Origin of the sequence: Bradyrhizobium yuanmingense, from assembly GCF_029167105.1 — a bacterium.
Taxonomy (GTDB): domain Bacteria; phylum Pseudomonadota; class Alphaproteobacteria; order Rhizobiales; family Xanthobacteraceae; genus Bradyrhizobium; species Bradyrhizobium yuanmingense_A.
The window spans coordinates 56,881-69,557 of sequence record NZ_JARFML010000001.1 but is presented as its reverse complement, the minus strand read 5'-3'; the positions used below and the strand labels follow the sequence as shown (position 1 = coordinate 69,557).

The 12,677-nt window shown below is 65.7% G+C and carries 13 protein-coding genes; 8 read left to right on the top strand and 5 right to left on the bottom strand.

Annotated elements, in window-relative coordinates:
• The first annotated feature begins 36 nt into the window (after positions 1-36).
• From bufB to P0R31_RS00310, 3 genes are read left to right on the top strand one after another with little or no spacing between them, the layout of a single operon-like run.
• Positions 37-951 carry an MNIO family bufferin maturase gene (gene bufB / locus P0R31_RS00320; RefSeq protein ID WP_275512374.1) on the top strand — a complete coding sequence of 305 codons (915 nt, stop codon included), beginning with the start codon at positions 37-39 and terminating at the stop codon, positions 949-951.
• Positions 941-1,723, top strand: coding sequence for a DNA-binding domain-containing protein (locus tag P0R31_RS00315; protein ID WP_275512373.1), 783 nt, complete (start codon positions 941-943; stop codon positions 1,721-1,723). The genes bufB and P0R31_RS00315 overlap by 11 nt, the downstream gene beginning before the upstream one ends.
• A complete protein-coding gene (locus P0R31_RS00310; RefSeq protein WP_275512372.1) occupies positions 1,720-2,229 on the top strand; it encodes a DoxX family protein in 510 nt (169 codons plus the stop codon). The genes P0R31_RS00315 and P0R31_RS00310 overlap by 4 nt, the downstream gene beginning before the upstream one ends.
• Before the next feature lie 8 nt (positions 2,230-2,237).
• Here P0R31_RS00310 and P0R31_RS00305 read toward each other — a convergent pair whose 3' ends face one another.
• From P0R31_RS00305 to P0R31_RS00295, 3 genes are read right to left on the bottom strand one after another with little or no spacing between them, the layout of a single operon-like run.
• A complete protein-coding gene (locus P0R31_RS00305) occupies positions 2,238-3,083 on the bottom strand; it encodes an SDR family NAD(P)-dependent oxidoreductase (RefSeq protein WP_275512371.1) in 846 nt (281 codons plus the stop codon).
• Between the two features lies 1 nt (position 3,084).
• Positions 3,085-3,645, bottom strand: coding sequence for a carboxymuconolactone decarboxylase family protein (locus P0R31_RS00300; protein WP_275512370.1), 561 nt, complete (start codon positions 3,643-3,645; stop codon positions 3,085-3,087).
• A complete protein-coding gene (locus P0R31_RS00295; protein ID WP_275512369.1) occupies positions 3,623-4,321 on the bottom strand; it encodes a TetR/AcrR family transcriptional regulator in 699 nt (232 codons plus the stop codon). The genes P0R31_RS00300 and P0R31_RS00295 overlap by 23 nt, the downstream gene beginning before the upstream one ends.
• Positions 4,322-4,421: 100 nt before the next feature.
• Between P0R31_RS00295 and P0R31_RS00290 the strand changes: the two genes are divergently transcribed.
• The 3 genes from P0R31_RS00290 (at position 4,422) to P0R31_RS00280 (ending at position 6,977) form a co-directional block, all read left to right on the top strand.
• On the top strand, positions 4,422-5,426 hold the full coding sequence (locus P0R31_RS00290; RefSeq protein WP_275512368.1) for a Bug family tripartite tricarboxylate transporter substrate binding protein: 1,005 nt from the start codon (positions 4,422-4,424) through the stop codon (positions 5,424-5,426).
• A gap of 111 nt (positions 5,427-5,537) precedes the next feature.
• Complete coding sequence (locus P0R31_RS00285; RefSeq protein ID WP_275512367.1) at positions 5,538-6,074, top strand: VOC family protein; 537 nt, start codon at positions 5,538-5,540, stop codon at positions 6,072-6,074.
• A 90-nt stretch (positions 6,075-6,164) separates the two neighbouring features.
• Positions 6,165-6,977: a class I SAM-dependent methyltransferase gene (locus tag P0R31_RS00280; protein ID WP_275512366.1), complete on the top strand. Its 813-nt coding sequence runs from the start codon at positions 6,165-6,167 to the stop codon at positions 6,975-6,977.
• A 29-nt stretch (positions 6,978-7,006) separates the two neighbouring features.
• On the opposite strand, the gene P0R31_RS00275 is transcribed toward P0R31_RS00280, so the two are convergent.
• Both P0R31_RS00275 and P0R31_RS00270 read right to left on the bottom strand, forming a co-directional pair.
• Positions 7,007-8,548: a L,D-transpeptidase gene (locus P0R31_RS00275; RefSeq protein WP_275512365.1), complete on the bottom strand. Its 1,542-nt coding sequence runs from the start codon at positions 8,546-8,548 to the stop codon at positions 7,007-7,009.
• Positions 8,549-8,809: 261 nt separating this feature from the next.
• Positions 8,810-10,246, bottom strand: a complete 1,437-nt coding sequence (locus P0R31_RS00270; protein ID WP_275512364.1) for a lipopolysaccharide biosynthesis protein — start codon at positions 10,244-10,246, stop codon at positions 8,810-8,812.
• 278 nt (positions 10,247-10,524) lie between these two features.
• Here P0R31_RS00270 and P0R31_RS00265 point away from each other — a divergent pair, with 278 nt between their 5' ends.
• On the top strand, positions 10,525-11,613 hold the full coding sequence (locus P0R31_RS00265; protein ID WP_275512363.1) for a glycosyltransferase family 1 protein: 1,089 nt from the start codon (positions 10,525-10,527) through the stop codon (positions 11,611-11,613).
• Entirely contained in the window at positions 11,610-12,677 is a 1,068-nt protein-coding gene (locus P0R31_RS00260; protein WP_275512362.1) for an endo-1,4-beta-xylanase, read from the top strand. The genes P0R31_RS00265 and P0R31_RS00260 overlap by 4 nt, the downstream gene beginning before the upstream one ends.

Below are 12,677 nucleotides of genomic sequence, written 5' to 3'. Positions count from 1 at the left end.
GGCCGGCGCAACGGCAAGCGCGAACGGAGCAGCACGATGAGCACAATCAAGCCGGCCCCGCCAGCAGCGCTGCCGCTCCGCTTCGCAACGCCGATCGGCGGCGTTGCCGGGACGAGCTTCAAGCCCGAGCACCTCCCGGCAATCCTCGAGGCAAAGCCTCGGGGCGGCTTCTTCGAGGTCCACGCCGAGAACTACATGGGCGCCGGCGGGCCGCCGCATCGCGCACTGGAGGCGATCCGCCGCGATCATCCGCTCTCGCTGCACGGCGTCTGCATGTCGATCGGCGGGCCCCGGCCGCTCGACAAGGCGCATCTGGCGCGCTTCCGTGGCCTGGTCGCGCGCTATCAGCCGGCACTGGTCTCCGAGCATCTCGCCTGGTCGACGCACGAGACCAGCTTCTTCAACGATCTGTTGCCCCTGCCCTACACCGCGGCGACGCTGACTTGCGTCTGCGATCACATCGATCAGGTGCAGGAGGCGATCCGGCGGCCGCTGCTGTTGGAAAACCCGTCGACCTATCTCGCCTTCCGCGAATCCTCGATGCACGAGACCGAATTCATCCGCGCCGTTGCGGAGCGCACCGGCTGCGGCCTGCTGCTCGACGTCAACAACGTATTCGTCTCCGCGGCCAACCATGGATATTCGGCGCTCGACTACCTCGCTGATTTCCCGCTGTCGCGCGTCGAGGAAATTCATCTCGCCGGGCATGCCGAGCAGGCCGACGACGAAGGTGACCTGCTGTTGATCGACAGCCACGATGGCCCGGTGGCCGACGCCGTCTGGAAGCTCTACGAGATCGTGATCCGCCGCCGCGGGCCGGTGCCGACCCTTATCGAATGGGACAGCAAGATTCCGGACTGGCCGGTGCTGCAAGCGGAAGCCGCTGCCGCCCAGGCGATCCTCGATCGCCATCAGTCCGCCGCGCCGGCAGGAGAGCGTCATGCCGCCTGAGCCCGGTCTGTGCTTTGCCGCATCGTTCGCGCCGGCGCTGCTGGATCCGGCGCGCAGCACGCCTGAGCTCGTGACCGGCCCGAACGGCAAGGCCGCTGGCCGGCGCTACGACGTCTACCGCAACAATGTCACGGTCAGCCTGATCGACGCGCTCGCCGCGATCTATCCGGCGGTGCAGCGCATCACCGGCATGGACTTCTTCCGCGCGATGGCGCGCTTGCATGTGCGCAGCAAGCCGCCGACATCGCCGCTGCTGTTTGAATACGGCCGCGATTTCCCGGAGTTCATCGAAGCTTACGAGCATGCGCAAGATATGCCCTGGCTCGCCGACGTCGCGCGTCTCGAGCGGGCCTGGCTCGATGCCTATCACGCCGCCGACGCCGTCCCGCTGTCGCCGGCCCGGCTCTCGGCAGTGACACCCGACCGCCTGGCTGATCTGGTGTTCATTCCGCACCCGGCCGCGCGATGCCTGCGTTCGAATTACGCTGCCGTGACGATCTTTGCGGCCAACCGCGACGACGCACCGGTCATGCGAATCGATGCCTCGACGCCGGAAGATGCCCTGATCACGCGAGGCGAATTCGACGTCGCCGTGCGCCGCCTGCCACCCGGAGGCGCGGTCTTCGCGCACCATCTCGTGTCGGGCCGGCCGCTCGGCGAAGCCGCTGCGGCGGCGCTGGAGGCGGCAAGCGAATTCGACATCGCCGCGAACATTGCCGGGCTGATCGAAGCCGGCGCCTTCACCTCGCTCTGTTGCGGAGACCCATCATGATCACGGAGCAACCCATGACGCCCGCCAGCGGCCTGCCGTCGCCCGGAGCACTCATCGACAGAGCCAATCATCTGGTGCAGGCGCTCGCAGTGCCATCGCTGGTCCTGCTGGTGCTGCGCCTTGCGCTCGCCGTGCCGTTCTGGCGCTCGGGCCTGCTCAAATGGGACGGCTTCCTCAAGCTCAACGACACGGCAGTAACGCTGTTCAGCGACGAATTCATGCTGCATCTGCCCGGCGGTCCCTATCACTTTCCGGCCCCGACGGTGATGGCCTTTCTCTCGGGCTCCGGCGAGATCATGTTCCCGATCCTGCTGGTGCTGGGTCTGGGCACTCGGTTCGCAGCGCTTGGACTGCTGGTGATGACGGTGATCGTCGAGCTCACGGTGCCCGACGGCTGGCCGATCCATCTCACCTGGGCAGCGATGGCACTTGCCCTCATGGCTTACGGGCCGGGGCACATCTCGCTCGATCATCTCGTTTGTCGCGCGCGGTCGGCCAAACGATAGGATATCGTCTACATCCCGCTCAAGCCGCTATCGACCGCGAGGGTCTGTGCGGTGACGTAGACGCTTTCATCCGAGAGGAAGAACAGCACGGCATAAGCAATCTCCCAGGCTGTCGCCTGGCGGCCGAACGGGATGTGGCTCTTGCCGCGGGAGGGACGGCCGGCGCCGGCTTCGCGGCCGTTGGGGGTGTCGACGAGGCCGGGATAGACGAGATTGGCGCGGATGCCGCGGCGGGCTCCGAGATGGGCGATGTTGCGCATGAGGCCGCCGAGCGCGGCTTTCGAGGAATCGTACACCGCCATCTGCGAGCCCGCCTTCAGCGCGGCGATGGAGGAGATGAAGACGATGGCGCCGCCATCGTCGAATTTCGGCAAGCCGGCGCGGCAACACAGCATGGGGCCGCGGACATTGACGTCGTAGATCTTGTTCCACTCCTCGGGGCTGACGGCATCGAGCCCGACCTTGCCGAAGGTGCCGACGTTCAGCACCATGCCGTCGAGCCCGCCCATGGCGCGGTGCGCTTCGTCGATCATGCGGACGACGTCGGCCTCCGAGGTGACGTCGGCCGCGATGGCAAAACCCTCGCCACCTTCATCCGTGATGCGCTTAACCGTCTGCTCGGCGGAGCTGCGATCGAGATCGCCGACCGCGACCTTGGCGCCCTCGCGGGCGCACAGGATGCTCATGGCGCGGCCGTTGCCGATCGGATCGCTCGCAGCATCGAACACGCGCTGGCCGCCGCCGACGATCAGGACGCGGCGTCCCTTCAGGCGCCCCCTGCCCGGCGCTTGCCCGGATGATTCCTTGCTGGGCGGACGGACATAGCGCTCCGGCTTGCTCTCGCTGTCCGCCATCTCAGCCGCCTGGCTTCTTGCCGCCGTCATAGACCTGCATGCCGGCGGCGGGATCGAGATCGGTTTCCGTTGCTTCGGTCAGGCGCGCCATCATCATGTAGAAGCCGAGCGCGACGATGGCTTCGACGATTTCCTGGTCGCTGAAATGTTTTCGCACGGCCGCGAAGGTCACTTCCGCCACGCGGACGTTCTCGACCACCTCGCGGCCGAACTTCAGCAGCGCGCGCTCGGCCTCGCTCAGGCCGGCGGCGTCGTAGTCACTACGGTCGACGGCGTCGATCTGGTCCTGCGTGCAGCCGACGCCGAGCGCGATCGGCACGTGCTGGCGCCACTCGTAGGCGCCACCTTCGAGCTGGGCGGACTGGAGGATCAGAAGCTCGCGGTTGACCGCGCTGAGCTTCTGCTTGTGCAGGATGGAATTGCCGAGACGCATCGCCGGGATCATGTTGGCCTCGGCATGGGCCATCATGCGGAAGATGTTGAGCTTGACCGGCATGCGGTCGAACGAGGCGCGGATGTCGCCGCTCGTCGTCTCCGGATCAATCAGGGGCAGCCTTGCCACGCGTTTCTCCCTTGAACTTTCGTTTCTTGTTGTCGGCGTCACCGCCTGCCGCGATCAGCGACAGGAAGAAGGCGAGATAGCGGTCGATCGCCTCGATCACCTTCGGCCGCGGCGACGGCACCGCGCCCATCACGTAATGCTCGAGGCGGATGTAGATCAGACCGGCGGCGAACAGCCGCGCGGTCTCGCGCGGGTCGGGCGTCGAGATCAGGCCGGCGAGCGCGAAGCCGCGAAAATAGTCCGTCATCAGCCTCTGCTCGCGCGCGTAGAAATGATCGGCGAATTTGGCGCGGATGCCGGGCACGCGGTTGCGCTCGGCGGTGATGACCTTCTGGAACTGGTGCTCGCGCGGATCGGACCATTGCTCGACCAGGTCGAGCGCGAACTGCCGGCAGAACTCCGCTGGCTGCCGCACCAGCTGCCTGTAGCGCGGCTCCTCCAGCCGGCTCGCCGAGCTGGCCGGACCGTGCTCGCTGACGATCGCCTCGAGGATCGCCGCCTTGCCGGGGAAATGGTTGTAGAGGCTGCTCTCGCGGATGCCGACGCGGCGCGCGAGCTCGCGCATCGAGGCGCCGCCATAGCCGCTCTGCGCGAACAAATTGAGCGCTTCGGTGAGGATGCGCTCGCGCGTCGTGGGCGCAGCCGCTGCCGCCGCGCTGGAGGTGTGGACAGCCATGATGCTTGACTAACGAACGCTCGTTCGCTAGTCAACCGTACGAACGATCGTTCGTTTCAACTCCGCTCGATAAGCGGAGAGCAATTGGGGGAACAACGCCATGGCAAGCCACGCTCGCCTTTTACCCGCTCAAACCATCGCAGCGCTTCGCATCGTCGCATCATTGCTGCTGATCTTGTCTGCGGCGGCGCCCGCCCGCGCCGAGGACCCAGCCGCCTACCCCACCCGCAAGATCAGGATGCTGCTGCCTTATGCGGCCGGCGGCGGTGGCGACGTGGTCGGCCGGCTGCTTGCGGACAGGATGGGCAAGACGCTCGGGCAGAGCATCTATATCGAGAACCACACCGGCGCCGCCGGCACGATCGGCACGCAGATGGTCGCGACATCCGCCAATGACGGCTACACCATTACCGTCGGCGGCATGACCACGCATGTGCTGGCGCCCGCGATCTATCCAAAACTGCCCTACGATCCGATCAAGGATTTCACGACGATCGGGCGCGTCGGCGTCTCCTCCATCATGCTGGTGGCGACCAAGGACTTTGCCGCCAACGACATCAAGGGTCTGGTCGCGCTGGCCAAGAAGGGCGAGCCGATCCAGTACGGCAGCTGGGGCGTCGGTTCGACCGGGCAATTCTGCGCGGAAATCCTGATGCAGCAGACCGGCATCAGGATGGACCATGTGCCGTTCAACGGCATCGCAAAGCTGGCCGGCGATTTGCTCGGCCGCCACATTTCGCTTGCGACGCTCGACGTCGCCACCGCAACGCCGCTGGTGAAGGAGGGCTCGATCAAGGCGCTGGCGGCCTGCGGCGAGCGGTCGCCGAGCCTGCCCGAAATCGCCAGCTACAAGGAGCAGGGAGTGGCATTCGACCGCAGCCTGTCCTGGGCGATGTATGCGCCGGCCGGTGTCGCGCCGCCGATCGCGCAGAAGCTGTCGGCGGCGCTGAAGGAGGCCCTTGGCGATGATGTCGTGAAGCAGAAGCTGCTGGCGCTCGGCATCACCCCGCAATTCGTGCCCGGCGAGGAGCAGCGCGACATCAACGCGCGCGACATCACGGCCTGGAAGCAGGTTGCCAAGGACGCGGGCATCGAGGTCAAGTGATTGGGAGCGCGAGCAGGCAGCTTGCGTGCGGCCATCCTTCGAGACGCCCGCCTGCGGCGGGCCCTCAGGATGAGGTCCCCTCGTGAATAGGAAGAGAGCAGGAGCGCGGACATGAGCCGCATCTTCGGCGCGGTGCGCCAAAACGGATATGTGGTGCGGGACATCCACGCCGCGATGAAGCACTGGATCGAGGTGATGGGCGTCGGCCCCTGGTACTACATGGACCGGGTCAAGACCGACTGGTTCCGGCATCGCGGCCAGGATTCCGCCGTCGAGATGAGCATTGCGCTGGCGAATTCCGGCGATCTGCAGATCGAGCTGATCCAGCAGCGCAACGACGCGCCCTCGCTCTACAAGGAATTTCTAGATGCCGGGCATGAAGGCCTCCAGCACATGTCGTACTGGAGCCACGACTATCAGGCGCTCTACGATAAGGCGCTCGGGCTCGGCTACAGGATCGGCCATGAGGGCCAGATCGGCGGCGAGAAGGGACGCTTTGCCTATTTCGACACGCAGGCGCATCCGGGCACGGTGATCGAGATCTCCGACATCAGCGGCACCAAGGGACCGTTCTTCGAAAAGGTCCGCCAGGCCGCGATGAGCTGGGACGGCACGCGGCCGATCCGCGAGGTCGGCGGGAGATCGTAGAACCGATCGCCCGCAATTTGCGCCGTTGCTGGCTCTGGCGGGAAACCATGGTAACGTGCACCTCGTGTCCGAACCTTCAGCGAGGCGAGCATGCCCGACACTGACAAGGTTTTCGCCGGCTCGATTCCGAAAATCTATGACGAGTATCTCGTCCCGATGATCTTCGCCGTCTATGCGGAGGAGATCGCAAAGCGCGTCGCCGCACGCTCTCCTTCCACGCTTCTCGAGATCGCCGCGGGCACCGGTGCCGTGACGCGCGCCGTGGCGGCGGCGCTGCCGCGCGGCATTCGATACGTTGCAACGGATCTCAACGAGCCGATGCTCGCGGTCGCAGCGCAGCGCCAGGCGAATGACGATCGCATCACCTGGCGACAGGCGGACGGAATGGCCCTGCCCTTCGGCGATTCCGAGTTCGACGTGGTCTGCTGCCAGTTCGGAGCGATGTTCTTTCCGGACCGGGTGAAGGCTTATGGAGAGGTCAAACGAGTCCTGAAGGGCGACGGCACGTTCGTGTTCAACGTCTGGGATCGTATCGAGGACAATGTGCTGACGCATGAAGCCACGGCCGCGCTCGAAAGGCTGTTTCCCGATGATCCGCCGCGTTTCATGATCCGGACGCCGCACGGCTATCACGACAAGGCCGTTATCAGGGGCGATCTCGAACGAGCGGGCTTCCGCGACATATCGATCGAAACCCGATCCGAAATCAGCCGTGCGCCTTCAGCCGAATATGTCGCCCTTGCGCTCTGCCAGGGCACGCCGCTGCGCAGCGAGATCGAGGCACGGGATGCCGGCAAGCTTCAGGCCGCGACCGATACGGTCGCGGAGGCAATCCGGGCCCGTCATGGATCCGGTCCGGTGGAGGGCAAGATCCAGGCGATCGTGATCGAGGCCCGCCTGTAGCTGCGGCCCGTTGGCCGAGGCAGCGCCCCTTACCAGAAGCCGCGCTGGAACGGCTGCGCCGGCTGGTAATATTGGTACTGGCTGCGCCGGCGCGGGTTGGCCGGCTGGACGTAGGGATCGCGGTAGAAGAAGCCGAAGCCGTTGTCCCAGCCGTCGTCGCTGGCGACCATGGCGGGCGCGGTCGGCTTGCGCGTGATGAAGCCGCCTTGCGGCTCGTTGCTCAGCACCGCGACGAACTCGGTGCGGTAATTGGTCTCGCTGCTCAGCGGCTCGTCCGAGATGACGATCGAGGAGCGCGGCAACGCGGTCGGCCCGATGCGATCCCATACGTCCTGCGGGATGGTGATGCGGTCGAGCGCGTTGCGCGCCTCATCGCCGTTCTCGATCGTGACAACGCTCCAGCGCAGGCCCGTCCCGGTCTTCGCCATCGCCGTGAAGATATGCGTGCCGATCGGCTGCTCCGGGTTGCGGATCGTGACGGGGACCTCGATGCTGGTGTCGAAGACCTCGCCGCCGCCGTCGGGCGCCGGCTTGTGCGTGTTCCGCCGCACATAGAGCTTCTGCGTCGCGCGGCTGATGTAGACCGAGACCGGCTCGCCCGCGAGCTTCGCGTCGGTCGCGGCCTTGACGGCCTCAGTCTTTCTGGCCGCAGCGGCCTTCGCGGCTTCCTTGGTCGCGGCCACCGCATCGCGCTTCGGCTGCGCGGCGGCCTTGGCGGCCTCGAGCTGCGTCGCCGCGTCGGCAGCCTTGCTTGCTGCCTTCTGCTTCAGCTCCTCGGCCTTGGCGCGGGCCTGATCCGTCTTGGCATTTGCGAGCATTTTGTCGGCGAAGGCGAGCTCGGCATCGGCGCGGGTCTTCTGCTGTTCGAGCTTGCGCAGCGCGGCCGGCAGCGCGGCGGCTTCCTTCGCGGCGGCGGACGCAGCTTTCTTGGCCTCGTCGGCCGCCCTTGTGGCCTCCTCCGCCTCGGCGGAGAGCTTGTCGGCCCGGCCGGGCACGGCCGCGATGGCCTCCGGCTTTGGCACGAACAGCGAGGGATGAGAGAATTCCGTCGGGACCGTGTCATGCGGCGAGACGATCACGCGCATCCCGATATAGGTCTTGTCGAACACATTCTCGGCGAAGCCGAACGGCATTCGCACGCAGCCGTGCGAGGCGGCATAGCCGGGCAGCGGTCCGCCATGCAGGGCGATGCCGTTCCAGGTAATGCGCTGCATGTGCGGCATCCAGGCATCGTCATAAAGGCTCGAGCGATGCTCCCGGTTCTTCTCGAGGATGGCAAAGACGCCGGCCGGCGTCTCGCGTCCGGTGGTGCCGGTCGATACCGGCGCGCGCACGATCCAGCCGTCGGCATCGTAGAACGTGACCTGCTGGCTCTTGATCGACACGATCGCCATGATCGGATCGCCGGCCACCCGCGGCGCGACCGCCTCCGCCACCTGGCGCTGCTGCTTGGCCGCGATCGCGGGGGAGGCCGCCGCAAGCGTTGCCGCCGCCACGAGCGCAATGATTCCGGCAGGCCCCCGGCGCCACACCGCCTTGGTGAATTGCGCCGTCGCCAGTTGATTTTTCATGCCCATCCTCGGTCGAGCTGCCAGCCTGCTGCTGTCGGTCACAGCAGATTGGAATCATTGCATTAAGAAATCGCAGCCGCCTTACGTTCCGTCTGTGGCGGGATTCGGTACGTTCGGGCGACAAATCTCTCATATACGAGGGTTGGCGAAGGCGGAAGGCGGCCGTCAGCCGAGGGCGGCCCGAGCTGGCCTCGATCGCTGCGGCAGAATGTCCGGATCACCTTTTGGTGCAACCGAACGGACGCGCGAATAGTCCTTCCGCTAGACGCCGAGAGCCTTGCGGTTCAATGTTCGCAGGAAACGCAGCGACAACGTTCGCACGTTCGCAACATTCAGCAGCCAAGCAGTAGCCGCATAGGCAAGGCCGCCGGCGAGGCTGACGATGACGAGCGAGGCGAGGCCGGTGCCGCCCACTTGCGACCGCGCAATCAGGATCGCGGCGGCCATCGCGGCCGCGGAGGCAGCGACGCCGGCGAGGCGATTGAGCTCGAACGGGACCGGATGGGCCCGATGCATCAGGACGAGTGCGACGAGGAAGCCGATCGCCTCGGTCGCCAAGGTCGCCAGCGCCGCGCCGTAAAGGCCGTAGCCGCCGATCAGCGCGAACATCAGGATCACGCTGATCACCAGCGTGAGGAAAGATTGCGCCGCCAGCATGAACGGCCGCTGGGCGAGCTGGAAGCTGATCTGCACGTAGAACTGATTGGCGATGCCGAAAAGCCGCGCCAGCACCAGCGTCGGCAACAGGGCCGAGACGCCGGCGCGGAAGTCGATCCCGACGAGCGTTCCGGCCACCTGGTCCGCCGCAAGCGCAAGCCAGACCGCAACGGGCGCCACCACGACCAGCAGCAGCTCGAGGCTTTCGGTCAGCCGCTCCCGCGTCGTCTCGCCGTTGTTCTCAGACAACGACCGGAACACCAGCGGCACCGTCGCCGCAGCGACGCTGGATGCGATCATCACCATGAACTGGCGCGGCAGATCGGCGGCAACGCCGAAGATGCCGGCAGCATCCTTGCCGAGCAGATAAGCGACGATGAGGCGGTCGCAGGCCGAATAGACCGCCACGGACAATCCCGCCAGCGTCAGCGGCAGGCCGTAGCGCGCCAGCTGCATGAACTGGCTGCGCTGGAAGCGCGCGATCCCAGTGCGGTCGCCGACGAGGTTCAGGATGATGCCGGCGAGCGACCCCAGGCCGAATGCGGCGAGCAGCCCCAATCCACCCCAGCCGAGCCAGATGCCGAGAAGACCGAAGCCGACGGTGGAGACGCTGCGCACGATCGAGATCGCCGCGAAGCGGTAGGGGCGCAATTTGGCGCGCTCGAACTCCTGGCCGACATCGACCGCATTGGCCATGATCGCGACGAACATGCTGGCGAGCAGCAGCTCGACGCTGAGATCGCTGCGGACCAGGACAACCAGCGGAGTGGTGGCGCAGAGCACGGCGGCCGTGAGCGCGAACGCCACGATCGCCGTGCCGCGAAAATCGACCTCCGCCGACATCGCCTGATAGCGCGACACCGACAGCTTGATCCAGGCAAAGAAGATCGCGCCCAGAATCCCGGCAAGGCTGATGCCGACGACATAGACGCCGTACTCCGCAGGGCTGAGGAGCCGCGTATAGGCCGTGACGGCGAAGAAGCCCACCGCCGCAGGCAGGATGTAGGCAACGAGATAAATCGAGAAATGGCGGTTCAGCATGCGAGCACGGGACCGTGGGCAGCCATCAGGATTAACGGGTCGTTAAGACGATCGGGTACGACAATCGGGCTCGCCGCTGGCATTGCCAAGGATAGGTCGAGGATAGGTCAAGGATAGCCGGATAACCCTGCAAATCGGATCGCTAATGGAGCGAGCGCGCGGTTATCGCGCGTTAGCGTTAAATTTGCCCTGTTCTTGAAGGAGCGGGCGCGATCACAGAAAAGAAGTATTGATAGCGAAAGGTCGCCCGACTCCTCCGACGCACAGATGTGACTGATATGGACGTTGTCGAACGAACACGGGCGAGATCGACCTCCCTCCCGCGTCGAACCGCCACTGCTCCCGCGGTTCCGGCGTATCCCGGCGCGGAAGGCCGCGACAGGATGGTCCTCAACCTCTTCTTCGAGGAACGAGACGACCGCTGGTTTCCCGGCGACCGTCACCTTCGGCCGCTGCTGCGCCGGTTGCTGCTGGGCAAGTCCTTCATCAGCGGACAGCGGCGCGTTCTGCTCAATCTGTGCGCAGGTCTCGATCGGCTCGGCATTCGCTACCGCGTCAACGATTATCGCTACATCCGGAAGCATCCGGAGGAGCTGGCCTGCATCATCGGCCGGCCGTTCGTGCTCGATTGGTTCGAGTGGAAGAATCCGCTGCTGCTCGGCGTCGCCATGTATGACCATCCGATCGACGCACCGGAAAGTCTGAAGGACCTCGACGTGAGGCGGGTGCTGTTGCCGTGCGCCTGGTATGCCGACATGTTCCGTCCGCACTGGCCCCATGTCGGTGCCTGGCCCGTCGGCATCGAGACGGATCTCTGGGTCCCGACGCCGGCCGCGCAGAAGAAGATCGACGTGCTGCTCTACGACAAGGTCCGCTGGGATTACGACCGGTATCAGCCGGAGCTGATCGAGCCGATCCGAAAGTTTCTCGAAGCCAGCGGCCGCACGGTCGAAACGATCCGCTACGGCCACTACAAGGAAGAGGATTACAAGGCCGCGCTGGCGCGCTGCCGCAGCATGATCTTCCTCTGCGAGCACGAGAGCCAGGGCATCGCCTGCCAGCAAGCACTGTCGAGCGGCGTGCCCGTCTTCGCCTGGGATCGCGGCGGACCCTGGCAGGATCCGAAATATTTTCCGGATAAGGTGCGATACGAGGGCAACGTGTCCTCGGTGCCTTATTTCGACGCGCGCTGCGGCATGACCTTCACTGATGCGGGCAACTTCGCGGCGGGCTGGGGCCGTTTCTGGTCGCACGTCGACGCAGGAGGCTTCGCGCCGCGCGATTATGTGCTGGACCACCTGACGCTCGAGAAGGGCGCGCTTCACTATTACGAAATCGCGGAAGCCGCGATGCAGCGGCACGCGTGACCGGGCTCGACCGACGCGAATTCCTGCTCGGCAGTGTCGCAACGCTCGCGGCGGCTACATCGACGTCAGCCGCGCCGGCCTCAAAGTTCTCCCAGCGCCGCCCGGGCTACGGCGCAGCCGCCACGCTCTGGGACCTGCAAGCCGATCCGCGGCTCGGCGAAGCCATCAGCACCTATTGCACGCAAGTCGTGCCGGTGCTCGAGCTGAAGTGGCCGATGCTGCGGCCCAACGCCCATACGTTCGCCTTCGAGCGCGCCGACGCGATCCTGGATTTCGCGCGCGACAACGATCTGACCATGCGCGGCCACGCACTCGCCTGGTATCACGACATTCCGGACTGGACCAAACAGATCAAGGGCAGCAAGGGCGTCGAGCGCGCCTATCTCGACCACATCGGCACCGTCGTTTCCTATTACAAGGACAAGCTGACGTCGTGGGACGTCGTCAACGAGCCGATCCCGGACAATCCGCGCAGCCCGAAGGACCGGCGCGACTCCTTCTGGACGCAACATCTCGGCGATCGCTGGATTCCGCTGGCGTTCCGCACGGCGGCCGCGGCCGACCCCTTCGTCAAGCTCGCGATCAACGAATACGACATCGAGTCGGCGAAAGATTCCTTCATCGCCAAGCGGGCCGCCTATCGCACCCTCATCATGGACCTGCTCGATCAGGGCGTTCCGCTCCACGCCGTCGGCCTGCAGGCGCATCTTCACGCCGAGCTCGAGATCGACACGCACGGGCTCGCCGAGTTCGTCACCGAGCTGCGCTCGTGGGGGCTCGAGGTGCTCATCACCGAGCTCGACGTCGACGACCAGAAGCTGGCGGGAAGTCCTGCGGAGCGCGACGCCGTCGTCGCCAAGCGCGTCGACGACCTGCTGACGGCCGTTGCCGCGAGCGGCCCGGTGCGGTCGATCCTGACCTGGGGCATCTCGGACCGCTACAGCTGGATCAACGGCACCTTCGCCCGCAAGGACAAGCAGCCGAACCGCCCGCTGCCGCTCGACGGCGAGTTCAAGCCGAAGCCGTTCATGGACGTCATCAGCAAGTTCACGAAGGGCGCTTAG